This is a genomic window from Acutalibacter sp. JLR.KK004 (genome assembly GCF_036941085.1).
Lineage (GTDB): Bacteria > Bacillota > Clostridia > Oscillospirales > Acutalibacteraceae > Acutalibacter.
In genome coordinates this window covers 1-24,786 of the sequence record NZ_JAYMNQ010000004.1, presented here as the reverse complement: position 1 = coordinate 24,786, position 24,786 = coordinate 1, and the positions used below count along the sequence as shown (strand labels likewise).

The window sequence follows — 24,786 nt, the reverse complement described above, 5'->3', positions numbered from 1 at the left end:
GCAAATGCGGCCATCGTAGCCTATGCCATAGTTACAGCTGGCCCCTTTAGATGTGCGGCTGAACTCGCTGCACAGGGCCTCCACGCCCATCTGGCCCACCACACAATGGATGGTGATGGTGTCGATTTTGTGGTTCCGGGGGCTGTTGCGGTTGGGGCTTATTTGCCGCATACAGCTTAAAGCGCTGTTACTCATCCCGCGCCCCTTTCTCCGGCTCGAAAATTTCACCGGGCAGTAGGATTGTGTCCCTGGAGGCCCGCACCTTCTCGATAAGCTCATGGATGGGCGCGGCCCCTGCGGACAGGATAAGGCCCGTCATGATATAGGCCACGGCAGGCAGCTGGGCCGTATAGCCGAACATAGCGAACACGTCCAGCCTAAACAGGAACGCGAACAGGACGCCCAGCAGAGCAGCCCAAACCGGGGCTTTTACATACCCCATAACCTTTTCGCCCACGATGTCCTTTACCCTGTCCACCAGGAACTGCACCAGGACAGCGAACACCAGCATAATAGCCACAGCTTTAGAAGTTTCCAGCATGAAATACCTCTCCTTTGTAAATGTAATTTTTGCACCGTTTACAGGCCCTTTACAGGGGCCGAAAGCTGCCCATTTTGACCGCCCCCCTTTCTGCAAATATGAAAAAAGGCCAGAGGGTTTCCTCCGGCTTTTCCTCTCTAAATTTTCACACCCACCAGCCTTGCAATGTGCCGCAGGTCATCCACAGGCGCATTGAAAAAAGCCTCGCTCCAGAGCCAGTGTTCCTCGTTGTCAGACCGCTTATAGCGCCCACAAACAGGGTCGGCCCATACCTTTTCCCACCGCACCGCCGCCCTGCCCTTGCGGGCTTCCTGCGGCCCCAGGCGGGCCAGGATAAGCGTCACCAGGTCACCCCGTATTTTGCCCAGCCCATCATCGTCCTGGACAAAATAATTTTTTGTGTTCTGGCTGGCGGCGGCGCACAGCTTCCTGTTTTTCCAAAAGAGAAAGCCCTCCCGGCAGTCTAAGGCTCTGCCGTAGGGCAGATTGACCGGGCCGCTTAAACCCTGGAACCGGGCACGGCGGCGGGCTATATATCTTTTATACGCCATCCTCCTGGGCCTCCTCCCAGCCATATACTCCCGGCTCCCACACATTATTGTCCGCTGTAGAAATCCAGCGCTTTTCCTTATGGCTTACCCTGGCCCCCAGGGGGTATGCGTCCTGCGCCCCTATGGGCTGGCTCCAGGCGGGCCACTCCTCTGCCGGGTCGGATATCGCCACCCAAAGGCTGGGGGCCGCATCCGGCGTCCAGCCCTCTTGTGAAGTATGGGCTTGCAGGCATTTGTACAGCTTGCCGCCGTGCTGGCGTATCTGCCCTACAGCATAGCTTACCGGGCAGGCCCAGGGGGCAAAAAGCTCGGTATGCTCGGCGGCAGTCGCGTGGTCGATCTGCCCGCCCTCGGCCAGTGTGACAAACATAATGCCGCCCGTTTCGCTGGCCTTGTACAGCTCCCCGCCGCCATCCACCTGCTCCAGCATGATGGCGGGCACACCCGGCAGCTCCTCCCGGCCCAGCAGGCCGTATACTTTGCCCTCCCAGGCAATGCCCGTGGCCTCGTTTTCCGGGCACAAAACAAGGCACCCATTGGGTGCCCGCTTAATATAAGTGGGGGCCTCGGTCATGCCGAGGCTGGCCCCGTCTTTGGTAATTCTAAACACAGTTTTCCTCCCATTATGTCACCAAACAAAGCATAGCACAGCCTGGACAGCCGCAGCACCCGCCCGTGGTCGTTATAGTTTTTGTAGTAGGCAAGCTGGCAGGTCATGAATTGCTTTACATCTTCAATGGCCCGCCTGCCCGCCTCCACCTGCTTCTTAAAGAGTTTCAGCTTGCGCCGCGCCCGTTTCATGCCGTCCCGGCAGCCGTTTACAATGACTTTCCCGGTTTCCAGTAAGCGAAACTTAGCCTTGCAGAATTTGAAAGGCTTTGTAAACGGGATAATTTTGCATTTGCGCTGGTTCACCGGCACCCCGATGGCGGCAAACTTCCGCACCATCTCATGGGCCAGCTTTTTCAGCTCCCCTATGTCCGGCAGGATCACATAATAGTCATCCATGTAATGCCCGCAGCAGCGGATGCCTTTCTGGCACTTGAGCCAGTTGTCCACGGCGCTGGGCAGGGCCACCATTTCCTGCTGGCTGGGTTCCACCCCCAGGGGCATACCCCGCCCCGGCGTGGGGCACGGGGAGTGGGATATGATGGTATCCGCAAGCCACCGCAGAGGCGGGGCGGGGATCAGCTGCTGGTGGCGCTGGTATATGGTCTTGTGCGGGGCGCTGGGGAAAAACTGCTTTAAGTCCATAAGCAGCACCCCGCCCTGCCTGCCATAGCGCCGGTAATGCCAGCGCAGCTGCTCCTTTAATTCCCTAAAATGCCAATGCAGGCCCTTGCCTTTCTGGCTGGCCCCGTTGTGCTTTATCATGCTGGGGCCGTACAGGGGCACCAGCACATTATTGCAAAGGGTCTTATGCACCTGCCTGTCCGACACATGGGGCGCGTCTATGGGCCGCACCTTGCCCCTTTCCCGCAGGGTGAAGTGGGAGCATTTCATAGGCTTCCACCTCTGCTCCAGCACCAGCCTGCGGCGCTTGGCTGTGCCGGAAAACAGGTGCATTTCAAAGTTTTGCACAGACTGTTTCCAGCGCACCCCGTTGCAGCACTTTTTCCCGTACTTGAACATTTCCCCGTAAGAAAAAACCTTTTCCATCGGGCCAAGCGCCTCGCACCGCTTTTGCCTATTTGCCGCCCGTTTTGCTTGGCGGCGTTTGTAACGCGCCTCCCGGCGCTCTTCACTGGTCATAAGTATTCGCCCTCCGTATAGTGTTTGGGGCATTGGTGCCAAAGCTAACTACATAACCCCGGCACATGAAATGGGAAAAGCACCTGTTTCCCACCATGCAAGCAGCGTCCGTGCGGGGGTATCAGAGGGCAGTTTCGTCACACAGAGCATTTATGCTCTTGGCAACGGGAAGTATCTCTCCTTCTGAAAAGGTCGTCTTTCCCTTACGGTACTCCATTTGACCTATGTATAACAGAATCCGGGGCGAACACCTGCACTCCAAGAGGCATTGTTATTGTTAGGACTGCCATCGTTGTTCACATTACAGAAGTTATTGTTGTTATTGTAATTAGGGGAGCGCAGCCACCACCACACCGCAGACAGCGAGTTTCCAGAGATACACCCAAAAGAACAGGTCAGGCTTTCTTTTTCCGGCTCAAAGAATCCAGCGCACCTTTCAGCAGGTCATTTTCCCGGTCTATCAATTCCCCCAGGCTCTGCGCCATTTTGTCCAGCTTATCCTCTGCTTTTCCCGGAGGGATATTTTGGCCCGCCGAATTGGTAAAGGCCCCCTGGGGGTTCTGCATGATGATCTCATAGCACAGGGCCAGCCGCACGTCCAGGGCCATAAGCGCGGCCCGCGCTTCCAATAAATGGGCTTTGCGCAGCCTTATGCGCTGTTCGTCCGAGGGGTATATGCTGTTCGCTTTTTCGGCTTCGTCCAGCACCTCCCCGGCCAGCTTGGCGGTCGGCTCTGCCAGCAGCCGGGAATACCGGGCCGAAAGCCGGGTCAGGAAAGCCGCAGTTTCTACAAATATTTGATGGGCCACATTTATAAAATCCGCTTTGCTAACCGTGCGCTTGTCCTTTAAGACCGATATAAAGAACCACCTCTTTTCGCTATTCCGCTGCCCATTATACCATATTCTGCCAAAGGGGGAAAGTGCCATTTTTTGCGATTTTGCGCGACCGCCTTACGGCGGTATGGGGAAGGGCGTAAGGGCCTGCTCCCGCTGGGCTTGCCGTCCCAGGGACGGGGTGCTTTCGCACCCCTGGATAGAAAAAACGATTAGGCTGCCGCCGATACGCAGAAGCCGGGGCGAACACCTGCACTCCAAGAGGCATAGTTATTGCCAGGACTGCCATCGTAGCTCACAATACAGAAGTTACCGTTGTTATAGCAATAAGGGGAGCGCAGCCACCACCACACCGCAGACGTTACTGCGGTATGTCGATTAGCAATCTTTGGGTTGCCTGCCTTAAAATAGGCATACTGCTGCTGATAGTTTTGCTCCGCGCTATTTGCATAGCTCCTTGTGCCCTGCACCTCAAACTCTGCCAGCAGGAACAGCTTGCAGGGCTTTCCTGTTACATAGGATGCCGTATTGGAGCCGCCTCCCGTGTTGTCGGTATACTTGGTCACCGGCTGGATCACTGCCTGCAGCTCGCTGGGCAGCGCTTTCAGCAGGCTGTTGCTGGCACCGTTTAGGAGCGTCTTGTTCATATAGCAGCTATCCCACCCGCCAGAATTTGTCCGGCTGCTATTCATGTGGAAATAACCTGCAGCAGTCTGCTCATTACCAAACTGGTTATCGCACAGCGCCACCTCTTTGCCGTCTATCTTCCCTATCAGGAAATGGATGGTTTTTGTCCCCTCCCTGGCGCTGTTGTGGTCAAACCCTATAATATAGGTCTGGATGGCTAAATTCGCAAAGGTGAAATTCCCCACTTTGCCGTTTATGGTGATATTCTTAGTGTCCCCCACGCTCCAATAATTGGCGGCATTGCCCGAGGCCGCTACGTCCTGGATGGTGGCCCAGCTGTTGTCATTCAGCACCGCAGTGGGCAGGGTTACGGTCACGCTTACGGTCTGGCTGGCCGGGGCCGTATGGTTCGTGCCTGCCCCCACCGCTATGGTGATATTGACCGAGCCTTTGGCCTTTGCCGTCACCGTGACCTCGTTCCCATCCACGCTTACCGTGGCTATGCTGGTATTGCCGGACGTGGCTGTTATAGACCCGTCACCCGGCCTTGTTACCGTGATTACACCCGACATGAGGGAGGCCCGCAGCTCCAGGCTGCTCTTGTCCAGGGTTATGCTGCCCGCTGCTGGGGCTATTGCCCAGCTTACCTCTTTAGCCTCGATGCTGCCGTCCGGCCACTCGTGGTTTGCGTCCGGGGTAAACTGCACCGTATAGGTGCCAGCATTGGTGCCTGCCTGCGTCCCTGCAATAGCCATCTGTGCGGCGTTGTAGCCCTCAAAGGCCGGGGCCTGTTCTTCCCCGGTATAGGTAAGCCTCCCGCTCTGGCTGGGCACAGCGGCTATTGTGGCCCGCGCTATCACCCATGCCACATCCCGGCTGCCCACCGTGCCGTCCGGCCACTGGTAGTTATTGTCCAGGATAAAGCTTGACGCATATTCCCCGGCCCCGGTGGCGCTGGTGGTGCCCGCCAGGGTCATGATCTCCGGCTGGTAGCCCTCCCACTCGGGGGACTGGCTCTCCCCGTTATAAACCGGGGAATTGCTTTGGACGGGCACCTCCACCTCTATACGGCCTATCGTCCAGAAGCTGCTCCGGCTTTCATTGCCCCCGTTATCTGTCCAGTAGTACCCCTGTTTGGGGGAGAATATGACCTCGTATGTCCCCGCATCCGTGGCCTCCTGTACCCCGCTTATCAGCATGGCCGCAGGGTCAAAACCATTCCATACAGGCTTTTGCACCTCCCCGTTGTAGGTAAGGCTCCCAAACTGGTACGGCGTCCGGGGGATGCCACGGTCAACGGAAACGGACTCCTTCACTTCGTCCAGGAATTCATCCAGCGGCTGGCCGTCATAGGTAAAATTGGAAGCGTCCATCTCCGGCAGCTGGCTGGCGTCCACCTTGCCGTCCTCCCCCAGCTCCGCCTTATGTGCCTGCACATGGGCCAGGCTTTCCAGCATCGCCTCTATCAGGGGGTTGAAAATCAGGGTGGCGCTGGCCGGGTCGCTGTCCTGCAGCTTGCGGATAGCGGCGGCCCTGTATTCCGGGTTTTCTGGTATCTTGTAATATTCCTCTGCCATTGCGCCCTCCCCTAAAATTCCTCGTCAAACTCAAAGGTGAATTTTACATCCTCATCCTTGCCCTTATTGAGGAAGGTTTTCACCGCCGCCAGCTGGCCATCTGCATCCACCAGCGCCATTTCGTTGATGTTTTTCCCGTTCAAATCGCTTTCCGGGATGGTGACAGTGTAGCGGTTGGTGGTCTCCACCGGGTTTTCCACACTGGCAATCTCATACCGCCCGATCTCATTGTTTAACTGCGTCTGCAGCTCGTTAGGCTGCAGGGGCTGCCCGTCCTCGCCCACGCCCCCGTCCCCAAAGGCGATATGGGTAATTTTCGGGATGGTCTCAATGGCCCCCCTGGAGATCTGTGCCAGATAAATGCGCCTCTGGCGGGTGATAACGTTTGTGGTGCTGCTTGCCATTAAATTTCACTCCTTATTGTCCCGGCGTTCAGTTTCTTTGCGCCGTCTAAGTAAAAAGCCCCGTCAAGCCCCCGGTCTATCCGGGAGGTGACAAAGGCTGCCACCCTTTGGGCGTTCACGGCCCTGCAGGCGGCTGTAAGTCTCTGCTGCCGTGTTGTCTGCACATTCTTCCCAAACGCCCTATAAAGGCCCATTACGGCCCCTTTGTGGGCGTTTTTCGCCTGTGCCCGGAAAGTTACCGCCCCCTGCGCCTCCTGCCGGTTTACAGCCCTGCTGGCCCAAGTAAAGCGGGACAGCCTCAGCCCCTTGCTGAAGGAGGCAGCAAGATACCAGCCCCCGTCTAAGGGCCGCTTGCCGTTTAGCAGGGTTTCCTCTGCCCCCAGGCTGCTTGCGCCGTAGCGGCATACCTGCACAGAAGAGAGGCCCACCGTGTTTTGCATACGGGCCATGGCCCGCACGGCCCAGCCGAGGGCCTGTCCGCAGGTATGTCGGTTGCTGGCCCCCATGGAAAGCAGGAGCCGGGAAAAGGCCGCGCCCCTGGCAAACCTCTGCATGAGCTGCCAGGTGCCGTCCAGGCTTCTGCGCCCGTCCAGGTATATGGCCCCCTCGCCCAGGTTGCTCACCCGCAGCCGCAGGGACTGGCTCACGAACAGCAGCCGGTTTCGGTTTTCCAGCACCACCGGCTGCACCGCCCCGATGGTGTCAAATACCAGGTGGGCGGGCTTTATTTCGTCTATCTGCCGGATAAGCTCCCCCAGGTCTTTGGTTGCGTCCGGGAAAAGCAGGCGGACGGTCACGGAAAAGGAATAGTCCGAAAAGTGCTCAGTGACTTCCCCCTCCCGGCCCGTTATGATCTGCACCAGCTCCCGTATGGCCTGCACCGTGGTGACGCCCCTGGTGTTGAGCCTTGCCAGCACCCTGGCCCTGCGCACCTCCAGACTTTCCCCGGTATTGACCGGCAGGCCGAATATGCGCTCATGCCGGGGCAGCAGGAAAGTGCTGGTGCCCACCGTCAGCTGGGCCGCCATGGCGTCTATGGTTCGCTGGGTTTGGCTTATTTCGGCCTCTTCTGCTTGGAGAAGGTCGGCCATCTGCTCCATAGTCCGCACCCTGCGGGGCAGCATGAAATCATCCGTCAGCGGCATGGATGTCCACCTCCTCCAGGGTGAAGTATTCCCCATACCCGCAGGTGAGGGAGGCAAGGCCGCCGTTTAGGGTATAGCTTACGATATCGGACACGCCCTCCACCCCAAAAATAAGATCGCCTATGCGGTAGTAGCTGATGGTGCTTTCCCGGCCCTCATCCCCCCGGGCCGGGGCCTGGTCGAAGTCCTCCCGGTTCACGCTGTCCACATATGCCTGCAGCACCGTTATGGCGTTCTGGCGTATGTCGGCTATGTTGTAGCCGGGGGCCGCTACCAGCTCCACCACGATATGGGCGGCTTTGGGGGAGGCCCCCGCCACCGCCACGTCCGCGCCGATCTGCCGCTCTTCCTCGATATGGGCTTTTACATTCCCCAGCACCACGCTGTCCGGGGCCTTGTATTGGTCGGATAAGACGATCACTTTCACCTTGCCCGCCCCGCATACCTCGGCCCCCAGGCACTTGGCCCCGCCCACCCCGGATACCTGCTTGGCCCAATAGATAAAGTGGTTGCGGTTGCCGCTGGTAATGGGGCGGCGTATCTTGTCAAAAATGCGCTGCCGGAAGGAGCCGTCGCTTTCGGCCTCTGTGCCGCCCCCAAAGGGCTGGGGGTTAGTAACGGATTTCACCCCGTCCACCGATGCCTGCAGGGCTGCTATAGCCCCTGCCGGGGCATTTCCCACTGGCCCCTTGGTCAGGCAGACGGCCCCCACCTGGCAGGTGCCGTCCGCGCCGATCCGGGCCGGGGCCGTTGTCCCGAACACCAGAGCGCCGCACAGCGCCGCCGTGCCCTGGGGGACAGCCGCCCCCACGTCCCCGGTAAAGAGAAGGGTGCCCGTGGCTGCCGTGGCCGGGTTCCGGGTTTCGTTGTAGTCCAGGGCCTTGCGGTCTAAGAACTCCCCCTCGGCTGTGTCCAGCAGCACCCTGTCCGGGAGGGGCATGACCTCCATGGCGTCAAGCCTGGATATCTCCTCGGCCACCGCCTGCAGGTTGTCCATGCAGAAGCCGCCCTCCATGCGGTTGGCGTCGTTCTTAAGGCTTTCCCGCATCCGCTGCAGCACCGCGCTGGCGCTGAAATCCAGCTCACTCACTATAGCTTCACTCCTTTCGCCTCCCAGCTGATTTTGTCCGGCCCGTAAATGGTGGTGCAGTCAAACTCCGCCTTTACCCCGCTGCCCGTTTGGCTGATCTGGAAATTGCCCAGCTCCTCAATATAGGGGTTGACCATCAAAGCCTCGGTGATAAAGCGTTTTAATTCCGACTTTGCGATATCGCTGTTTAAGGGGCTGCCTATCAGGGTATCTATCTCGCTGCCGAAGTCTGCGTCATAGGCCGTATAGCGGAAGCGCTCGGTGGTAAGGGCCTTAAATATCCATATCCGCAGGGCCTCGTTGCCCTCTACCAGGTAGGTCTGGCCGTTCTTTAACAGCAGGCAGTTGTTTTGAAAATCATAGGCATACTCCCGGAACAGGGGCAGCTCTGTGCTTTCCTCCGGCCCCAGGGCGTCCGGGTCGATAAAGGGGAAAATGCTCATGCGGGCACCACCTTCATCAAAATGTAAAAGGCGTCCCCCTGCCGCAGGGCCAGCACCTGATCCCCGGCGTGGGGGATATAGCCGTAATTCCGGTACAGGTGCCGGGAAATGGACTGCCCGTTTACCTGGATAACCAGGGGGCTGGCGCTGCTGATCCGGGCAAACAGCAGCCCCTGGCCGCTGCCGCTCCCGCCCGCAAGGCCCTGCATGGTGCTGGCCATTGCCGCCGCCCAATGCTCTGCCACTTTACCGCCTCCCTTACGCTTTTGTTTCCTTGTCTATTTCCTTTTCGTCCATCATGTTGGAGAAAGCCAGGGTCAGCTGCATTTCGTCCTTGCCGTCCGAAAAGGTGTGTGTGTCGCTTTCAATGTAGAATTTACCGTAAAGCCCGGTGACAGGCTCCTGTACAATAATGCCATAGCCGGATATGGCCCGCACATCGCTCATGGCCGTCACCGCTCCAGACTGCTCTATGGCCTGCAGCAGGGCCTTGGCCTCGGTTGCATCATTTTTGCCGTCCTGCTGCTGGTATATCCGCTGGATAGTGCCGTATTTTTTCCGGGCGTCGGCGTCCTCCACCGCGCCCACCTCAGTGCCCTCCTTATTGGTAATCACCACCCGGTTGACCATGTTCTGCAGGCTGGTTTTGTAGCTGGCCTCGGTCAGGTTATAGCCGCCCTCCAGGACGGCCCCGCACAAGACGCCCTTTTCTATGACGCATACCTTGTTGACGTCCCGCATCATGGGCATATACTTTTTGCCGTTCTGGCGGCTGGCGGCTGTGTAGGCCGCCATGATGGCCTCATAGGCCCTCTTGCCAAGGCACGGCATATATACCCGGACGCCCGTGGGCGCAGCCGAGCCAAAGGGCACCCCCAGGTGGGAACACACCCAGGCGGTAATGGCCTCCGGGGTATCGTCAAACACATGGCTGATGTCGCTGCCATTGATATAGAACAGCAGGTCTAGGGCCGTGTATGTGATGCTGTTCCCGGAAGCCGCCTTGTCAATGTCCAGGACAGGCCCGCCAAAAAGCACCCTTTCCGGGGCGCTTTTGTCCTTGTAGGAGAAAACTACCTGATCCCCCTCGCGGATGGGCACCTTGGGCAGGAAGCGGTCGCTTGCCCGGGAGGCCACTGTAAATGTAAGCTTGCGGGCCACCTGCTTGCTGTCCCCGCTCCAGGTCACCGTGCCCACCAGCTGGGACAGGTCGCGGTTATTGACTACCAGCTTCTTGTACTTGGTAGCGCCGCCTATATACCAGTCAATCATACCGCCGCCTCCTTTCTTACGGGATTGTAAAAACCTGCCCCGCCCTTATCAGGTTTGGGTTGCTGCCGATCACCCCCTTATTGGCATTATAAATCTTTGTGTACTGGCTGCCGTCCCCATAGAATTTCTTGGCGATATTCCAAAGGCAGTCCCCGGATACCACTGTATAAGTCTTGGGGGCAGGCTGGGTATTGGGCCGCTCTTTTAGGCCGCTGTCCTTTTTGGGGGCGGCAACCTCCTGCTTGACCGTGGGCACGTTTAAGAAACGGTACTCGGTCAAGTCCAGGGTATAATATACGTCCTTGTCCCCCTCCTTGTGGCTGTATGTAAGGCTGTCTATGGTCATAGCCAGGTTGAAGTCGCAGTCGCTTATAATCACCCGAATGGGCTGGGTCTTGGATTTCCACTTCTGCAGCAGCTTGATATATTCCATAGGCTCCCTGTCCGCATACCGGGCAAAAGGGGAGGAACGGGAGGGGAAGAAGCTGGAAAAGGAGCCGGTCAAAAGCCCCCTGCGCCCCATGAGGTTTGCCTCCCCGATATTCAGCAGGGTAATGCGCTGGTTGTTGTGGGGTTCCGTAAATTCAAACTCCTCCGGGTTTAGGGGCAGCTCGAACATTTCCTCATGATTGTTATAACTTAATTCAATAATCCTTTCTTTCATGCTGCCCCCTTTTATGCTGGCACCAGGTTCTCTATGGCCAGTATCACCTTTTTGGCCACCGCCTCGCCTATGCGGTCGATGTCCGCATCCTCCCGGACAATAATCTGGTCGGCAAGCTTAGCAATAGTCAGGTGGATTACCGTGCCGCCCCTTTGGGGCGCGGCTGCGTTCCTTGCCACCTGTACGCTTTCCTTGTTGGGAAGCACCCGGCTGCCACGGGGCAGGTCTACAAGCTCCGGGCCTTTTTCGCCCACCCATGTAGGGCCGCCCCGCCAGTTGTTGGTGCCCTCGGCGTTCGCGCCCACGCTGCCGCCTCCGCCACCTCCGCCGAATAGGCCCCCAAACAGGCCGCTCACCTTGCTGGATACCCAGGAAAGGGCGTCCGCTACAGAGGATATAATGGGCTGGATGGCGTTCCAGACGTTTTGTACCACGCCCAAAATGCCGTTAAAGACAGTTTGTGTGACGTTGAAAAGCAGCTGGAATACGCTGATCGCCATGTCCAGGATAGGGGAAATGACAGACCAAGCAGAGGAAAGCACGCTGGAAATCAGCGGCGCTGCCTGCCCTATGATCTGCTGTATCCACCCCATTTTGCTGCCCACAAACTCCAACACCGTGCCCACCTTCTGGCCGATACCGTCGAAGATGGTCTGGAACACGGGGGCCAGGGTTGAAATGACCTGGCCGATGCCGTCCACCAGCCCGCCTATGACCGGGGCCGCCGCGCTTATGATAGAGCCTATTTGTGTGACTACCGTTTCCAGCACCGGCAGCACGGCGGGGATAACAGACTGCACCGTGTCCATAATGCTGGCAATAACTGGCATGACCGCTGTGCCCACCTGCTGGATGGCCCCCATGACCGCGCCGCCAAAGCTCATAATGGACGGCATAAGGGTCTGGAAGCCCCCTGCAATGCTTGCTATGACCGGCAGCACCGTGTCAAAGGCGCTCACCAGGGTGGGCATGGCTCCGGCGGCAAAGTCGATGGCCCCGCCTATGCCGCTTATGACGGCCTCCCCAAAGGAAACAAGATAGGGGGAGGCTGATTTCAGCATGGAGCCCAGGCCCGAGGTTATCTTCCCAAAGGCCGGGCCGATTTTGGGCAGCAGCCCGTCAAAGACAGAGGAAACCAGCCCGCCCATGCTGGACGGCAGCATCCCCTTGATACCGGCCTTTAGGCTCTTGACGATCTCGCCGCCCGCCGCCTTGATTTTCGGGCCTGCGGACTTGATGCCGGACTTTATCGCCCCCGGCAGGGAGGATAACACCCGCCCTATCATGGGGATGGCGTTGTTAAACAGGAAGGTGGAGGCCGTGTCCACCAGGCTCTGCATGGAGCCGGTCACGTCCCCGCCAATGGCCATATTCCCCAAAAGGTTCTGGGCGGCGGCTTTCATGGCTGAGAAAGAACCGCTAAAGGTCTCGCTGGCCTCTTTCGCCGTGGTGCCGGTTACGCCCAGCTGGTTCTGCACGGCGTGGATGGCGTTGTACACGTCCGACAGGCTGTCAATATTGTACTCGGTGCCGGTCAGCTTCTGAGCGTCCTGCAGCAGCCGCTGCATTTCCTCCTTGGTGCCGCCATACCCCAGCTTGAGGTTGTCCAGCATGGTATAGTTTTGCTTGGCAAAACCCTGGTAGGCGTTCTGGATGGACTCCATGTCCGTGCCGAATTTGTTGGCGTTGTCCGCCATATCGCCCATAGCCATGTCGGCCACCGTAGCGGCCTTGGCGGTATCCCCGCTTAAGCTGCCAATCAGGGAGGCCGAAAAGCTGGTGACCTGCTCCATGTACTCGTTGGCGGACAGGCCAGCCGTTTTGAAAGCCGAGGCGGCGTTCGCCTTGACCACGCTGGAGCTGTCCTTAAAGAGCGTGTCCACGCCCCCCAGGCTTTGTTCCAGCTTGGCCCCCTGGCTTACGGCCCCCATGGTGATGGTGGCGGCTGCCAGGGTCACGGGGATCACCACGTTTTTGCCTACAGCCGCAAGGCCGGACTTTATCTTGGAAAGCCCCGCCGTCACCCCGTCTTTCAGCTTCACCGTGGCATGGGCCACCAGCTTCCCCACGGATTTCACCTTATTGGCGACGCCCTTTATCAGGGAGGTGGCCCCATCCTTGAGTTTGACAAAGGGGCGGGCCACCAGTTTGCCCACCCCTTTGACCTTATTGCTTACATTCCGTATCTTATCGCTGGCGGCGTCCTTAAGGGCCGCCGCCATGACGATTTTCTTTTTCAGCGGCTGGGCCTTTTGCTTCAGGCCCTCCATGGCCTTGTGGGCCGCTGTGGCGTCCAGCCGCGCCGTGCGTTTCTTGTCCCAGGTGGCTTTCAGCTCCTGCTTGGTCTTGGCCACATCCTGCCGGAAAGCGCTTTGCTCCTGCCGTATGCTGCGCAGGGTGGCCGACATATTGTCTTTAATGGAGATTGCGCCCTTGATAACGCCCAATCAGCCACCCCCTCCTTTCGTGTCGATCTGGAACATTTGCGCCCTGTCCTCCAGGGCCTTTTCCATGGACGCAGCATAAAAGAGCCGGGATTCCCGGTCAAGGCTTAAAAACCTTTCCGCATCCCAGCCCTTTTGTATGTAGTAATGCAGCAGGTACGCCTCGCCATCCTGGGCTATGAGTTTTTTAACTCATTTACCGCCGTCACGTCTTTGCCCTGGCCGCCAATCACACCGCTTAGTTTCATGACCGCCGCCGCGATCTGGTTGAGCTCGAATATTTCAAAAACATTCATAATGTCCAGGGGCTCGTGCAGGGTACGCTCCTCCAGGGGAAGGTCGGCCTCGGCTTCCATGATCTCCTTGGCGGCGGCCTTTAAGTCCGGCTCCACCATAGCCAGGTAAACCCCGTATTTGTCGCTGCGCCCCCTGTCTGTGCTATCGTCAATCTCGTTACATTCCGCAATCTCGTTATAGGTCAGGCTGCGGATGGTGATATCCTGCTCCAGGCCGGGGACGTGCAGCACCTGCTTCTTATGCGCCTTTTTGTCCTGCAGCCGCTGCATGGCCTTGCGGGAAAATTCAGCCAAAAGGCTCTTTTTATTTTCTGCCATTGTAAGTACCTCCTAAATTATGCGATCTTGTCCAGGTTCACAAGGTCGGACGGGGTAAAACCGCCACTTACCTCCTGTTCGATAATAGCGCCCTTTTCCATACTGATAAGGGGCAGCTCGTTAAACCAGATATTATCGCAGCTGTAGCGCTCGATCTGCCCGCCCACGGCGTCCGGGTCTGCCAGCTTGGTAATGATCTGGCTGCGCTGGTCGACGCCCTTTTTCCAGTTCTCAAACACGGCGTTATACCGGGAATACACCTTTTTGGTGGTGAGGGTCAGCTCACCCTTGAGGCCGGTCATTTTGCTGTCCACGTCCAGGCCCAGCTGCACGTCCTCCCGGTTGGCGGTTATTTTCAGCTCCACCTTGGACAGCTCAAAGATTTTCTCGCCATCCACCCACACCTCGCCCCAGGTGCCGGAAAGGGTCTTATTTCCCCTGATTTTACTCATGCGCTTTCCTCCTTTCGCTTACAAAACTTGCGCTTGCGCAATGTTTTCTACATATTGCACACCAGGCTCAAATCTTCCATAGCGTCCACAAATTTGACGTGGCTGGAAATAAAGACCTTGGAGCCAGTGTTGTACTTGGCGATATCAATGTCGCTCATGTCGGTGGTGTCGATGCCCTTGCCCTCAATATACAGCCGCTGCTGGTCGATATCCACGGCGGCAGTATTGTCAAAGCTGCGGTCAAGCACATTGCCCTCCAGGGATTTCTGGTAGGCAATAATGGCCGCCACAAACGCCTGCTTGTTATCGTAGTCATTGATAACCTTGCCCACATAGGCGTCCTCGAAGGTGCTGCGGATATCGTCCTGGTACAAGTCCACCCCTTCCATGATCTTGATTTTGGAAAATTCCTCGCCGTGTTCAGCGGTAAAGGTGGTCAGGCTGTTCACGCCCCGGCCTATCTTGTATTTCTCGCTGTCAAAGACAATCACCAGCTCCCCCTTGTCGATCCGTTCGTCCGGGTCGTCCGGCACATCCGCGCTCACGATATCCGAAAGCACAAAATAAGTGCTGCTGCGGGCCAGGGAAAGCCCTGCCAGCACCCCGGCTATCCGGGCGCAGTATTCAGCCGTGGAGAAAGCCTCCCCGCCCAGGGTGCTCTGGATATTGCCCGTGGTAAGGTTGATAATACCCTCATGGTCGGCCACGCACTCCGGCAGCACGGCCTTAAAGGTCTTGTGGTCTTTTTCCCGTTCTTCCTTAATCCAGGCGGATACCAGGGTCTTTTCGTCCTCGGTGATACCCGGCACCGTCAGGTAATTCCACTTCAAGTCCCGCAGCTTCTTAAGCCAGGGGGACAGGCTTTCCGTGGTGGTGGGCACCTTTACCACGATAACCTTGTAGGGGCCGCCCTCATAAAGCAGCTTGAGGTATTCGTAGTTGCGCTGGGTGAACTGGGAAAAGTCCACGTCTAAAATGCTTTTATAAATACTTACCGGCTGCCCGCCCTCCGTATCGTCTTTGAGGATGACCGCCACGATGCCGCGCTCGCTGCGCTGGATGGCGGTCAGGCCCTTGGTCTTGAAAATAATGTTGATCTCAGGCAATCCCATTGCCTCACGTCCTTTCTGTGTTGCTTATATGGATATCCAGCTCCTCCATAAGGGGCGGCTGGGGCGGTTCTTCCAGGCTGTCCCGGAAACTGAGGGTAAAGGTGCAGTGCAGCACCCGGTCAACCACCTTGATGGAAACGTCCGGCACCGTAATGGCCCTGTCCTCGCCACCGTCTGTAAAGCGGAACACGGGCCGCACCGCCCCGTCCACCTCCTGGCCTATGCGCAGGTATTCCCCGTTGCTTTCCGAGGCCGTATGGAGGGCGGCGTCCACCAGCACCCGGCGGTCTGTATGGTATGCGCTTGCCGTGGTGTTGGCGGCAGGGAGGATGTCCAGGAAGATATAGTCCTCTATATCCGGCTCCGGCGCGTCATGCCGGGTTTTGGGTATTTCCTCGCAGAACACGTCAAAGGCCGGGTACAGGCCCTTGAACAGCCCCACAAGGCTTTCCTTTATGCTTTCAAAGATGGTGGACGCCACGTCCCGCCTCCTTTCCTTATAGGTCGTGTGTGCTGATAAAATCATCCAGCCAGCCCTGCAGGAAACCAGGCAGGCGGGCCGCCACCTCCTCCAGGGACAGCTGCATCATGTGCTTGCCGGGGACAAAACCCCGGCCCCCGCGGGTTCGGTGGCCGTATTCCACAGGCTCGGCATAGTCCACATTGGTATAAACCTCTATGTAATACTCGCCGCCAAACCGCTTGATTTTCCCCACTTTCCAGCTATCTTGTAAAACACCGGTTCGGAAAGGTGTTTTCTCCTTGACCTTTCCCTGCAGCTCATAGGCCACCTGCAGCACCATCCGCTCAAATTCTGCCGGGTATTCCTGCTCTATCATCCGGGAAAGCTGCTGCTCCAGCCTGTCCAGGCCCTCAAAGCTGTAATCCGTGCCAGCCATTATGCTTTGTCCTTCTGCAGTTTCAGGGGGACATTGTTGTGGGAGGGGTGCCGCTCTGCCAAACCAGCCCCGCAGATAAACACTTTCCCCAGGCGCACCGCCACCACCGTGTCCCCCGGCTGGATATCCACCTCCGGGCGCACGAACAGCGAAAAGTCTGTGTCCACCCTGGCGGTGGTGTTGGTCTGATTCAACTTACCCCCGCTGGGGCTGGAAAGGGCGCATGGGATATTTTCATACACCACCTGCCCCTCCAGGCCCTTTTTGAACACGCTCTCCCCGCTGGGCAGCAAGGTCTTACCGGGCCGGTAGGCCGTGCAGGTGTCGGTATAGGTGCTGGCTAAAATATCCGCCTCAGTCATAGCTATGCTCCTTGGGGTACTTCATCCGGCGAAAGGGGATAATCATTTTTTCATAGTCCCGGACAAAATTGGCGGCGTTTTGATAGGCCGAGGCTTTATCCCGGTAGTGGATGCTGGTGTCCCCACGGGTGATGCTGGATACCTCGTTCCCGCCGCCAGCGCCAGCTTGGTCGGCCCGCAGCATATCCTCCACCATTTGCGCCGCCACGTCCTCCAGCGGCTCGGGTAAGTCCTTGCGGCTGCAGAATATGCAGATACGGTTCACCGCCCGCCGCGCATACCGCAGGACAAGGGGCTGCTGCTCTTCCGGCAGCCCCAGGTTACTTTGCACTGTCTGCGCTATCCGGCTGATCTGTTCCTCCATGGGGTTCCTCCTTTTTGCTGGCCTTTGCGGCCTTGGGCTTATCCTGGGCGGCTGTCAGGGCGCTGTGCAGGCGTTCATACATGGCCTCGCCCATTTTCTGAAAGGTCTCGCTTATATGCGCATAGATGGCCTCGGTAGCTTCCTGCAGGTCTTTCGTGGTGGCAAAGCGGTCAGCCGCAGGGGCAGGCTCCCCGCCCACACGTTCAAAGCCCTGTTTTTCCAGGATGCTGGCTTTTTCCTCTGTAGGGACTTCCAGCACCACATTAAGCTTTTTCATCTTGATCATGGGAAACCCTCCTTACGCCTTGGCCTGCCGGATATTCACCCGGATGGTGTTCATCTTGTTTTCCAGCACCCACAGGTCGTGGTACTTGCGGTAGTCCACGGCCCAGGCCCGCTTTTTCTGGTAGGTCTCCGGGTCAAAGATACGCACCTTGTCTGTGCGGGAAACCGCGATGGCCGCCGTCCGGGGGCAGATAATCCAGTTGATATCCTGCGCACCCTCGGCAGGGGTGAAGCCGCCCTTTTTTTGCTCATCGGTAGTACCGTCATTAAACTGGTAGGCAGTTTTCAGCCGCCCGGAGCCTGCCCGGATAATGGGATGCTGGCCATTGATGGACTTCACCTTAAGGTTTATGCCGCCCTGCTGGAAGTCCGCCACCGCCACCGAACGGGCCAGGGAGGTATTAAGGTCAAACAGCGCCGCCACCGGGGTAGCCATGGTGATCACCAGGGGGGTATCGTCCCCCACTTCATCCTGGATGGCGGCGATATCCGTGTAAAGCTGCTTTAGGATGGTGCCCTCCTCCGGGGTGTAGCCGTATACCGCCCGCCCCTTTTCAGCGGCCAGGGCCGCCAGACGGCTGTAGCGGTAGGCGTCAATCTCCGGCACCACCTTGGTACGCTGGAACTCGCCCATAACCGTGGAGGCGGTCAGCACAAAGTTGGTATCATTGACCTCCTGTTCGTCAAAGGTAAACTGGCGGCCCCTGTCCATGGTCATCTGCTTGGTCTGCCATGCAAGGCTGATAGCGCCCTCCACAAAGCCATTCTGGCGGTCATAGTCGGCAAGGCCGTCCATATCCAGCTGGGGGATCTTCACCTCGCTGCCACCTTCATACTTCACCAGCTTGCTGTTAAGCTCCATCCAGCCGCTGGTGGCCTGTTCCACCGCCGCCTTGTCAAGCTCACTCTGGAAAACAGACGCATACTGCAAAACATTGTTAGCCATATTAGTTTAACCCTCCTCTGATATTCTGCGCGATCTGGTCTTTGATGGCGTTTTCCGCAGAAGCGGCCCCGCCCAGGCCCTCCGGGGTCTTGCCCCGCAGCCGTTCCTTGACGGCGGCCTCCAGGCAGGACTTGAAAACCTCCTGCACATGGGCCATGCTCTTTTCCATGGCCTCCTTGTCCGTGTAGGCAAGCAGCTCGGCAAGGCCAGCGGGGAAACCGTCTTTTTCCAGCTGTTTCAAGGCGGCGTCCTTAAGGTCGCGCTGCAGCAGCTGCGCCCGCAAGTCCTCCACCTCTTTTTTCTGGGCGTCCGCTTCCGCCTTGGCCCGCTCCTCCGGGGGCAGCTTAGAGAGCCGCGCCTCCTCTTGCTGCTGGGCGGCCCACTGCACCTTTGCGGCCTCCAGCTGGGCCTGCAGGTCGGCCTCGGTGTAGGTCTTGGCCTCCGGCTCCTGCTGGGGGGCCGGGGCAGGGGCGGTATCCGCACCCTCTGCGGGGGCGGGGGCCTCGGCCTTGCCGCCGAACAGGCTGCCCAGGAAGCGCTGGAAAGCGTTCTGCTGTTCCTGGGTGGGGGCAGTCTCTGGGGCTGCCTGGGGTGTACCGGCAGCGGGGGCCGCCGTGCCTTGGGTGGTATTGACTTCATCTGCCATGGTGTTGTCCTCCTTGTAAAATGGTTTTGGGTATAATAAAAACGCCGTTTACACAGCGCTTAAATTAACTGGCATACTTCTCCTTCCATTCCTGGAACTTGATATTTTCCGACAAGGGCCGCGCATCCTTGCGGTCTGCAAACAGGCTCCTGGCAAAGGCGGCCACCACAATGCACAAGCAGTTAGGGTGCATGGGCGGGAAGTTTACCCCCGCCACCGCCTCCTCCACCGGGAATACCCGGCCATTGAGCAGGGCGCAGTCGCAATGTGTGCTGCCCTCGGTGCCCCCGATAAAGCGGTATTTCTGGATGCCGTTTTCCTTGTAAGCCAGCAGCTCCCCCTGGTTTGCAAAGTATTTGCACTCAGTACGCACCAGGCGCTGGGCGTTGTACCGGCCCCTGTCCATGATATCGTCCACGGCCTTTGCCATTTTGTCCACGCCGCTGCCCTGGATAAAGCCCAGGGTGATCTCCCGCTTTGCCACAGCCGCGATATGGTCACAGGCACCCCATATGGCCTCGGAAAAGTGCTTTTCGCTCCAGGGGTAGGAGATGATCTGCCTGATCAGGGCCGTGTCCAGCCTTGCCACGTTGAAGCCCATGCCGATGCCCTTCTGCATGGAAAAGCAGCTTTCATAGTAATTCACCCGCAGCAGATCCCCTAAAAGGGTGGTAAGCTTTGTTTCCCCGTCCCCGGCTAAGTCCATCATGGCCATGTATACGGAAGAAAGCAGCTGCTCCTTGCGGCTGATACGGCTTTTCATGGCTAAAGTATTCAGCTCCAGCAGGGCCTTGCTGGCCTTGGCCTTATCTTTGCCCTTGGTGTCCTCTATGTATTTTTCTATGGACTTGCGCCAGTGGCTGTACTCCCGGCCCGACAGCAGCCGGGAAGCCTCGGCGGCGGTCAGGCGGTTGTCCTTGGCGTACCGGGCAAAAAGGGTATTGATTTCTTTTTCTATGCTATAGGCCGCCTCATCATAGAGGAAAAGCAGCTCCCGCGCCGCCTCATCGGCGCGGCGCTCATTCTTTAGCAGCCGGGTTTTGGCGTCCTCTATCCACTGGCTGCGGGTCTGATAGCTCATGCTTCACCACTTTCCTGCGGCGGGGCCGGGGGCGGCTGCTGGGGCTGTTCCGGGGCCTGGGCCTGCTGCAGGGCATGGGCCAGGGCATTGTACCCGCCAAAGTCCCCCATATCCGCTTTCTTTTCCTCCTCCAGCTTCTGCAGCTCATCCTGCACATTATCCACCGTGGGCAGCAGCTGCAGCCGGGATTCCCGGCTCAGCTCCCCGGACAGGGTGGTGACGATCTGGGCGCTCTCCAAAAGGTTCTGGGGCTTATTGCGCCTAAACTGCATATCAATATCCCGGTAGTCATAGTGGCCGCCCTGGATATTCAACATGGTGGTGATAAGCTCAATGCGCCGCTGCAGCGCCCGCTTGAATTTCCGCTCTTTGGTGGCGCATATCTGCTCTAAGCCCCAAAGCTTATACCCAAGGGCCACCCCGGACAAGTTCCCGCTGAATTTTTCATCATTCAAGTTGGGGACGCTGGAAAAAATGTGCATATCCTCCCGCAGGCGTTTTTTGTAGTTTTCCATTGGGGCGTCGGCCACTTCTTTAATAAGCCACTGGATGTCCCCGCCATCCTCCAGCAGGATGGCCCCGGCCTCTTTCATGTCCCGGATGTCACGGGGCTTTACATCCCCCATTTTCAGTACCTTTAGGATGGCCTCATCGTTATGCTGGAAGACATTGGCGGTATTGCTCTGCACCCGGTTGTAACCGTCTACCAGGGTGATAATGCCCTCGAAGTCCCCCAGCCGTTCCTCATTGTTGATATATTCCACAAAGGGCACGTCCTGCCAGTAGTGCTCCACAATATCCGTAAGTTCCAGGGGGCCGCCGTTGTAGCTTGTAAAATACCAGCACTCGGTGGAAGTCCAAAACTCCACCTTTTTGATGGGGTTGCCATTCCTGTCCTGGGAGCGGATATGCCGCAGGGCAGCCATAGGCTCCTTACGGCCTGTTTCATAAATCAGGACACAGTTATCCGGGTCTACCTTCACAAAGCGGATCATGGCGTCCTCATCCATGTACAGCATCTCAAAGCAGCTGCCGCTGATACTGCAGCCTTTTGCCAGTTCGGCATTTTCGTCCTGTTCATCGTTATAATCGAAAATGTCCTGCAGGGCCTGGAGAAAAGCATCATCCTGGCTGGAATATGCCACGGGTTTGCCGATGAAATATCCCACGGCTGTGTTTGTAACATACTTGGGCATATCGTGGACTAGCTTATTGTTAGGGGCCTCCTTGTCCTTTTTGACATAATGCAGGATAGCATGATCTCCCTCATAGTACCTTTTTAGGCGCTGGTACTTGGTGCCGCCCTCATTTTCCTCTATGATCTTCTTGATGTCCCGCTCGGTAAGCCCCTCCAGGGCCGAGCGCTCCATGTACAGTACAGGCAAATTATGCACCCCCTTGGAACAGCATGGGCGGGAAATGGCTTTCCTCCAGCTGCTTCTTAAGCTTTTCCAGGTCAATGGTAATAGTAGTATTTGCGTCTATTTTGACTTGCCGGTAATCATGGGGCTGCAGCAGCGGCTGGGTCAAAGGCTGGGCCAGGGGCGCAGCTGTAGGATTCAAAAGCCCCTCGCCTATCAGCAGCTTATGGCTGCAGGTCTCCCGGTAGGGGCAAACCCTGCACCCGCTGTAAAGCTTTGTATATCCCATGCAATACCTCCTATAATCCTAAATCCGCACGGTCGATAATGCGGAAGCGCCTTGACTTCTTGGCTATGGTACGGGCACCCTCCAGGGCGTCCGGGCCGTCATCATGGGCCGCCATGGGGAACTGGGTCAGCTGCTCCAGGAGCCTTTTATGGCGGCGGTTAAACTTGATATACTTGTTTTTTACATCCGGCTGCAGGGTCTGGATACGCAGCACCTTGTCGCTGGTCTGCTGCACCTCCTCTATGGGCAGATACAGCCCCGCCCTGGCGCTGGCCTTTGCCAGCTCCTCCTTTAAGAACCACTGGAATTGATTCACCTCGGCCCCAAACTTCTTATACCCCCGGCCATAGGTGGCCCGCAGCCAGCGCTCCTTGTCCAGTACGTCCATGATAATGCGGTCTGGGTGCCTGCGCTCGATATCTGCGTCCATTATGAACATATAGCCGCTGGCCTTGTGCTTGGCTATGGTCAGGATAGCGGAAAAGTCGCTTTTTTTGCTTTTGCCCAGGGAGGGGTCTACAAAGCCAAAGAATTGATAGGCCCGGTCGTGGAAATCCACCTCGGCCTCGTTGTAATAGTCCAGCCATTCCTCCATGAACAGGCAGTCGTCCGGGTTTATAGGCTCGTTCTGCATTTCACTGTTGAAAGCGCTCTCGCCCTCGGATACCCGCATGACCATTAAATCATAGTAGGAGAGCTTTTCCTCCCACAGCACCTTTGTGCCCGCCAGCATGGCGGCCTGGTGCATAGTAAAGAAAGCCAGGGCCTCCCGCTCCCGGTCATCGTTTGCAAGGTCTGTATAAATTTCCGTCCACTGCTGCCAGAGGGCGTCCGCCTCTGAAAAAGAAATAACCGCCTTATACTTGATAGCCCTATAGGCCGGGTTCTTTAAGGTGTTGGCAAGCAGGCTGTCATAGTGCAGCAGGGTGCCGATATAGATAATGTCTGTGTAATCGTCCCCGGCCTTGGACACAGCTTTCTTAAACCAGTTGTCAAGCTTTCCCCGCTGGTCTGGGGTACGGACATTTTCGTCATTCTCCACATCGTCCAGGATAATAAGGTCGGGCCGCCAGTTCCGGTGCTTGCGCCCACGGATTTTCTTGCCGCTGCCAATGGCCTCCAGCTTGATATTGCTTTTTGTCACCAGCACATTATTGCGCCACACCTTACCGGGCAGGAAGCCAAAGTCCTCTATAATAGCGGCGTTTTCCTCAAACTCCACCCGGATATTGTCCAGAAACCCCTCGGCCTGTTCGCTGCTGTCCGATATGATAATGGGGTAATGCTTGTACTCATATAAAACGGCGTGCATGGTGCCCTTAAAGGTTAGGTTGGTGCTTTTGGCGTGTCCACGGGGCGCGGCCACCACCCGGCGCACACCCGGCAGGCGGCTTATCTTTTTCGCGTCAGCCGGGGCCAGGGGGGAGCGGCCTTTCAGCACCCCCTGCTGCCAGATACCGTCCAGCTCCCGGTGGAAGTCCGGGGAGGGGCGGCTGAAATAGTGGGGAAAGTAGGCCCGCCCAAAAAATTCCAGGTCAATGGCGGCAAGCCGCTTGCGCAGGCCGCTGGCCCCGGTAAGGGGCAGGCCCGCGAGATAGTCCCTTTTCAGCTGTTCCCTGTCCGGAGAATGATCCTTTTCCAGGAAATCTTTTAAGAGCGCCCCCAGGGCGTTTAAGTCTGTGCCCTCGGTTTCATATTTCTTGGCCTCCGCCTCGGCGATTGCCCCCGCCAGGGCCGCTATGCTCTGCTTTTTCCGCTGCTTCAAACATCCCGCCTCCTTTCCCTCGCTGATACGGGGCCAGAAATGCCCCTATTTGCCCCCTTGCCTTTTGGTGGTAACTTTTCCCGCCCTTTTGCCTGGGGCACGAATTAAACGGTTCTAAAGGCAAATTAAACGCATAGAAACAAAACAAAAGAGGCCGGGGCCGCAAAATCCCGCCCTGGATGGGTATGCTTCGCCATCCGGGGCCTGTTTTGGCCCGGTCTCCATGCGTCTATGTCCGCCGATCCGCGCCGGGGGGACGCATCAACCGCCCGGCCTTTTTCGGTTTCCTGTATGTGTCGTTTAAGAATCGTTTACAAGCTCCACTGAAAGCTGTACTGTTTTCGGCTCCCCGCAGATGGTCAGCTCTACCTTGGCCCTGCGGGCGTGGCTGTCATACTGGATAGCGCGGCTGGCAAAATTCCCCAGCACCCCGCCCACCACCTTGAGGGAGCCGTCCGGCTGCCTGCGTACTTTGGTAGGCTCCAGGGGCTTGCCGCCCCCGGACAATACCTTGATCCACTCGGCCTCCAGGTAGGAGAGCCGGGAAGGGGCAAGGCCGCTGGTGCCCAAAAACCGAAGCACATGGGGCACGGCCCGCACCCTGTAATAGTTGTCGGCATTGTAGTCCAGGCTTAAGAACACATAGCCGGGGAAGAGGATATACTCCTTTTGCGTCCAGGCCCCGCCTTTACGGACGGCCCGGTTTTCCCTGGGCACCAGGGCCACCATGTTTTCCATAGCCTGCAGCGCCTGCTGTACGCTCTGTTCCTGCCCGGTCTCTACCTGCAGCACAACCCACATACCCTCACCCCTTTTCTAAGCCCTCCCGCTTTTTCGCGTTGAGGAAATCATTCACCTGCTTATAAAGCTCCGGCTGCTCCCGGGCCATGGCGTCAAATACCAGCGCCCGCACAGCCTCCAGGCCCGCCTCCGTGGCGTCCTGGTTCTGCATTTCTACCCGTTTCTTGTAGGCGGCGGCCCGCACCAGGGCATTGGCCTCCCGCAGCATCTTGTCAATGCTTACCCCCTGCCAGTCCTCCTCGCTGGCCCCGGCCAGGGCATTGAGAAGGTTCTGGCTGGTGAGCCGGATAATGGCCTCGGTGGTGTCCAGGTCTGGATAGCGGTCTAACTCGTCCATCATGCGCCGGAAATTCTCCTGGGCCACCGCCAGCATCTGCACATTGGCCTGGTATGCCTGGGCGTACCGGCACACGCTTGCCACCGATATGCCCACGCCATTTTGGCCTAAAAAGTCCACAATCTC

Annotated in this window: 32 protein-coding genes; all 32 read right to left on the bottom strand. The window is 57.7% G+C overall.

All coding sequences use genetic code 11. From position 1 onward, the window contains the following. The coding region (locus tag VSQ30_RS20385; protein ID WP_502876337.1) for a peptidoglycan recognition protein family protein at nt 1-195 on the bottom strand (195 nt) is incomplete at its 3' end. Continuing rightward, nucleotides 188-541 carry a hypothetical protein gene (locus VSQ30_RS20380; protein ID WP_334467095.1) on the bottom strand — a complete coding sequence of 118 codons (354 nt, stop codon included), beginning with the start codon at nt 539-541 and terminating at the stop codon, nt 188-190. The genes VSQ30_RS20380 and VSQ30_RS20385, both read right to left, overlap by 8 nt. Before the next feature lie 137 nt (nt 542-678). After that, nucleotides 679-1,092, bottom strand: coding sequence for an isoaspartyl peptidase (locus tag VSQ30_RS20375; RefSeq protein WP_334467092.1), 414 nt, complete (start codon nt 1,090-1,092; stop codon nt 679-681). Then, nucleotides 1,082-1,702 carry a carbohydrate-binding protein gene (locus VSQ30_RS20370; RefSeq protein ID WP_322175095.1) on the bottom strand — a complete coding sequence of 207 codons (621 nt, stop codon included), beginning with the start codon at nt 1,700-1,702 and terminating at the stop codon, nt 1,082-1,084. Before VSQ30_RS20370 ends, VSQ30_RS20375 begins: the two co-directional genes overlap by 11 nt. After that, nucleotides 1,663-2,844, bottom strand: coding sequence for a reverse transcriptase domain-containing protein (locus VSQ30_RS20365; RefSeq protein ID WP_334467085.1), 1,182 nt, complete (start codon nt 2,842-2,844; stop codon nt 1,663-1,665). The genes VSQ30_RS20370 and VSQ30_RS20365 overlap by 40 nt, the downstream gene beginning before the upstream one ends. 222 nt (nt 2,845-3,066) lie before the next feature. After that, nucleotides 3,067-3,207 (bottom strand): DUF6273 domain-containing protein, encoded by a 141-nt coding sequence (locus tag VSQ30_RS20715; protein WP_350339966.1) that lies wholly within the window; start codon nt 3,205-3,207, stop codon nt 3,067-3,069. A 32-nt stretch (nt 3,208-3,239) separates the two neighbouring features. Beyond that, entirely contained in the window at nt 3,240-3,653 is a 414-nt protein-coding gene (locus VSQ30_RS20360) for a hypothetical protein (protein WP_334467082.1), read from the bottom strand. Nucleotides 3,654-3,892: 239 nt separating this feature from the next. Continuing rightward, complete coding sequence (locus VSQ30_RS20355) at nt 3,893-5,884, bottom strand: DUF6273 domain-containing protein (protein ID WP_334467080.1); 1,992 nt, start codon at nt 5,882-5,884, stop codon at nt 3,893-3,895. An 11-nt stretch (nt 5,885-5,895) separates the two neighbouring features. Further along, nucleotides 5,896-6,288 carry a phage tail-collar fiber domain-containing protein gene (locus VSQ30_RS20350; RefSeq protein ID WP_161930575.1) on the bottom strand — a complete coding sequence of 131 codons (393 nt, stop codon included), beginning with the start codon at nt 6,286-6,288 and terminating at the stop codon, nt 5,896-5,898. Further along, the gene (locus tag VSQ30_RS20345; RefSeq protein ID WP_334467077.1) at nt 6,288-7,433 is read right to left on the bottom strand and encodes a putative phage tail protein; all 1,146 of its coding nucleotides are present in this window, start codon (nt 7,431-7,433) and stop codon (nt 6,288-6,290) included. Before VSQ30_RS20345 ends, VSQ30_RS20350 begins: the two co-directional genes overlap by 1 nt. Continuing rightward, a complete protein-coding gene (locus VSQ30_RS20340) occupies nt 7,417-8,523 on the bottom strand; it encodes a baseplate J/gp47 family protein (protein ID WP_334467075.1) in 1,107 nt (368 codons plus the stop codon). The genes VSQ30_RS20345 and VSQ30_RS20340 overlap by 17 nt, the downstream gene beginning before the upstream one ends. Next, complete coding sequence (locus VSQ30_RS20335; protein WP_334467074.1) at nt 8,523-8,966, bottom strand: DUF2634 domain-containing protein; 444 nt, start codon at nt 8,964-8,966, stop codon at nt 8,523-8,525. The genes VSQ30_RS20340 and VSQ30_RS20335 overlap by 1 nt, the downstream gene beginning before the upstream one ends. Beyond that, the gene (locus tag VSQ30_RS20330; RefSeq protein WP_334467072.1) at nt 8,963-9,211 is read right to left on the bottom strand and encodes a hypothetical protein; all 249 of its coding nucleotides are present in this window, start codon (nt 9,209-9,211) and stop codon (nt 8,963-8,965) included. Before VSQ30_RS20330 ends, VSQ30_RS20335 begins: the two co-directional genes overlap by 4 nt. Nucleotides 9,212-9,224: 13 nt before the next feature. Further along, the gene (locus VSQ30_RS20325; RefSeq protein WP_334467070.1) at nt 9,225-10,238 is read right to left on the bottom strand and encodes an XkdQ/YqbQ family protein; all 1,014 of its coding nucleotides are present in this window, start codon (nt 10,236-10,238) and stop codon (nt 9,225-9,227) included. Nucleotides 10,239-10,254: 16 nt separating this feature from the next. Further along, the gene (locus VSQ30_RS20320; RefSeq protein WP_334467068.1) at nt 10,255-10,902 is read right to left on the bottom strand and encodes a LysM peptidoglycan-binding domain-containing protein; all 648 of its coding nucleotides are present in this window, start codon (nt 10,900-10,902) and stop codon (nt 10,255-10,257) included. An 11-nt stretch (nt 10,903-10,913) separates the two neighbouring features. After that, the gene (locus VSQ30_RS20315; RefSeq protein ID WP_334467065.1) at nt 10,914-13,349 is read right to left on the bottom strand and encodes a phage tail protein; all 2,436 of its coding nucleotides are present in this window, start codon (nt 13,347-13,349) and stop codon (nt 10,914-10,916) included. A gap of 173 nt (nt 13,350-13,522) precedes the next feature. Then, nucleotides 13,523-13,960, bottom strand: a complete 438-nt coding sequence (locus VSQ30_RS20310) for a hypothetical protein (RefSeq protein WP_334467062.1) — start codon at nt 13,958-13,960, stop codon at nt 13,523-13,525. A gap of 17 nt (nt 13,961-13,977) precedes the next feature. Then, nucleotides 13,978-14,412, bottom strand: a complete 435-nt coding sequence (locus tag VSQ30_RS20305) for a phage tail tube protein (RefSeq protein ID WP_334467060.1) — start codon at nt 14,410-14,412, stop codon at nt 13,978-13,980. Between the two features lie 47 nt (nt 14,413-14,459). Beyond that, nucleotides 14,460-15,524, bottom strand: a complete 1,065-nt coding sequence (locus VSQ30_RS20300; RefSeq protein ID WP_334467057.1) for a phage tail sheath subtilisin-like domain-containing protein — start codon at nt 15,522-15,524, stop codon at nt 14,460-14,462. A 4-nt stretch (nt 15,525-15,528) separates the two neighbouring features. Further along, on the bottom strand, nt 15,529-16,005 hold the full coding sequence (locus tag VSQ30_RS20295) for a translation initiation factor 2 (protein WP_334467055.1): 477 nt from the start codon (nt 16,003-16,005) through the stop codon (nt 15,529-15,531). A 16-nt stretch (nt 16,006-16,021) separates the two neighbouring features. Further along, nucleotides 16,022-16,423, bottom strand: a complete 402-nt coding sequence (locus tag VSQ30_RS20290) for an HK97 gp10 family phage protein (RefSeq protein WP_160578827.1) — start codon at nt 16,421-16,423, stop codon at nt 16,022-16,024. Further along, on the bottom strand, nt 16,423-16,785 hold the full coding sequence (locus VSQ30_RS20285; protein WP_160578826.1) for a hypothetical protein: 363 nt from the start codon (nt 16,783-16,785) through the stop codon (nt 16,423-16,425). Before VSQ30_RS20285 ends, VSQ30_RS20290 begins: the two co-directional genes overlap by 1 nt. After that, complete coding sequence (locus tag VSQ30_RS20280; protein ID WP_160578825.1) at nt 16,778-17,149, bottom strand: translation initiation factor 2; 372 nt, start codon at nt 17,147-17,149, stop codon at nt 16,778-16,780. The genes VSQ30_RS20285 and VSQ30_RS20280 overlap by 8 nt, the downstream gene beginning before the upstream one ends. Continuing rightward, nucleotides 17,106-17,435 (bottom strand): hypothetical protein, encoded by a 330-nt coding sequence (locus VSQ30_RS20275; protein WP_334467049.1) that lies wholly within the window; start codon nt 17,433-17,435, stop codon nt 17,106-17,108. The genes VSQ30_RS20280 and VSQ30_RS20275 overlap by 44 nt, the downstream gene beginning before the upstream one ends. Before the next feature lie 12 nt (nt 17,436-17,447). Then, nucleotides 17,448-18,380, bottom strand: coding sequence for a hypothetical protein (locus VSQ30_RS20270; RefSeq protein ID WP_160578823.1), 933 nt, complete (start codon nt 18,378-18,380; stop codon nt 17,448-17,450). Nucleotide 18,381: 1 nt separating this feature from the next. Continuing rightward, nucleotides 18,382-19,026 (bottom strand): DUF4355 domain-containing protein, encoded by a 645-nt coding sequence (locus VSQ30_RS20265; RefSeq protein ID WP_334467046.1) that lies wholly within the window; start codon nt 19,024-19,026, stop codon nt 18,382-18,384. Between the two features lie 64 nt (nt 19,027-19,090). Then, entirely contained in the window at nt 19,091-20,107 is a 1,017-nt protein-coding gene (locus tag VSQ30_RS20260; RefSeq protein ID WP_334467044.1) for a minor capsid protein, read from the bottom strand. Then, nucleotides 20,104-21,492 carry a phage portal protein gene (locus tag VSQ30_RS20255; RefSeq protein ID WP_334467042.1) on the bottom strand — a complete coding sequence of 463 codons (1,389 nt, stop codon included), beginning with the start codon at nt 21,490-21,492 and terminating at the stop codon, nt 20,104-20,106. The genes VSQ30_RS20260 and VSQ30_RS20255 overlap by 4 nt, the downstream gene beginning before the upstream one ends. Before the next feature lies 1 nt (nt 21,493). After that, nucleotides 21,494-21,757, bottom strand: coding sequence for a hypothetical protein (locus VSQ30_RS20250; RefSeq protein WP_334467040.1), 264 nt, complete (start codon nt 21,755-21,757; stop codon nt 21,494-21,496). Between the two features lie 10 nt (nt 21,758-21,767). Next, nucleotides 21,768-23,522: a phage terminase large subunit gene (gene terL / locus VSQ30_RS20245; protein ID WP_334467039.1), complete on the bottom strand. Its 1,755-nt coding sequence runs from the start codon at nt 23,520-23,522 to the stop codon at nt 21,768-21,770. 300 nt (nt 23,523-23,822) lie between these two features. Then, on the bottom strand, nt 23,823-24,323 hold the full coding sequence (locus tag VSQ30_RS20240) for a transcription termination/antitermination NusG family protein (RefSeq protein ID WP_334467037.1): 501 nt from the start codon (nt 24,321-24,323) through the stop codon (nt 23,823-23,825). 4 nt (nt 24,324-24,327) lie between these two features. Then, on the bottom strand, nt 24,328-24,786 hold a 459-nt coding region (locus VSQ30_RS20235; protein ID WP_334467035.1), incomplete at its 5' end, for a phage protein Gp27 family protein.

What these genes read in the sequence shown, in the direction of transcription:
- VSQ30_RS20345 (WP_334467077.1), bottom strand. Translation starts at nt 7,433, where the DNA reads ATGCCGCTGACGGATGATTTCATGCTGCCCCGCAGGGTGCGGACTATG.
- VSQ30_RS20310 (WP_334467062.1), bottom strand. Translation starts at nt 13,960, where the DNA reads ATGGCAGAAAATAAAAAGAGCCTTTTGGCTGAATTTTCCCGCAAGGCC.
- VSQ30_RS20275 (WP_334467049.1), bottom strand. Translation starts at nt 17,435, where the DNA reads ATGATCAAGATGAAAAAGCTTAATGTGGTGCTGGAAGTCCCTACAGAG.
- VSQ30_RS20365 (WP_334467085.1), bottom strand. Translation starts at nt 2,844, where the DNA reads ATGACCAGTGAAGAGCGCCGGGAGGCGCGTTACAAACGCCGCCAAGCA.
- VSQ30_RS20335 (WP_334467074.1), bottom strand. Translation starts at nt 8,966, where the DNA reads ATGAGCATTTTCCCCTTTATCGACCCGGACGCCCTGGGGCCGGAGGAA.
- VSQ30_RS20305 (WP_334467060.1), bottom strand. Translation starts at nt 14,412, where the DNA reads ATGAGTAAAATCAGGGGAAATAAGACCCTTTCCGGCACCTGGGGCGAG.
- VSQ30_RS20355 (WP_334467080.1), bottom strand. Translation starts at nt 5,884, where the DNA reads ATGGCAGAGGAATATTACAAGATACCAGAAAACCCGGAATACAGGGCC.
- VSQ30_RS20380 (WP_334467095.1), bottom strand. Translation starts at nt 541, where the DNA reads ATGCTGGAAACTTCTAAAGCTGTGGCTATTATGCTGGTGTTCGCTGTC.
- VSQ30_RS20350 (WP_161930575.1), bottom strand. Translation starts at nt 6,288, where the DNA reads ATGGCAAGCAGCACCACAAACGTTATCACCCGCCAGAGGCGCATTTAT.
- VSQ30_RS20290 (WP_160578827.1), bottom strand. Translation starts at nt 16,423, where the DNA reads ATGGCTGGCACGGATTACAGCTTTGAGGGCCTGGACAGGCTGGAGCAG.
- VSQ30_RS20300 (WP_334467057.1), bottom strand. Translation starts at nt 15,524, where the DNA reads ATGGGATTGCCTGAGATCAACATTATTTTCAAGACCAAGGGCCTGACC.
- VSQ30_RS20240 (WP_334467037.1), bottom strand. Translation starts at nt 24,323, where the DNA reads ATGTGGGTTGTGCTGCAGGTAGAGACCGGGCAGGAACAGAGCGTACAG.
- VSQ30_RS20320 (WP_334467068.1), bottom strand. Translation starts at nt 10,902, where the DNA reads ATGAAAGAAAGGATTATTGAATTAAGTTATAACAATCATGAGGAAATG.
- VSQ30_RS20270 (WP_160578823.1), bottom strand. Translation starts at nt 18,380, where the DNA reads ATGGCTAACAATGTTTTGCAGTATGCGTCTGTTTTCCAGAGTGAGCTT.
- VSQ30_RS20325 (WP_334467070.1), bottom strand. Translation starts at nt 10,238, where the DNA reads ATGATTGACTGGTATATAGGCGGCGCTACCAAGTACAAGAAGCTGGTA.
- VSQ30_RS20265 (WP_334467046.1), bottom strand. Translation starts at nt 19,026, where the DNA reads ATGGCAGATGAAGTCAATACCACCCAAGGCACGGCGGCCCCCGCTGCC.
- VSQ30_RS20375 (WP_334467092.1), bottom strand. Translation starts at nt 1,092, where the DNA reads ATGGCGTATAAAAGATATATAGCCCGCCGCCGTGCCCGGTTCCAGGGT.
- VSQ30_RS20250 (WP_334467040.1), bottom strand. Translation starts at nt 21,757, where the DNA reads ATGGGATATACAAAGCTTTACAGCGGGTGCAGGGTTTGCCCCTACCGG.
- VSQ30_RS20260 (WP_334467044.1), bottom strand. Translation starts at nt 20,107, where the DNA reads ATGAGCTATCAGACCCGCAGCCAGTGGATAGAGGACGCCAAAACCCGG.
- VSQ30_RS20280 (WP_160578825.1), bottom strand. Translation starts at nt 17,149, where the DNA reads ATGGAGGAACAGATCAGCCGGATAGCGCAGACAGTGCAAAGTAACCTG.
- VSQ30_RS20285 (WP_160578826.1), bottom strand. Translation starts at nt 16,785, where the DNA reads ATGACTGAGGCGGATATTTTAGCCAGCACCTATACCGACACCTGCACG.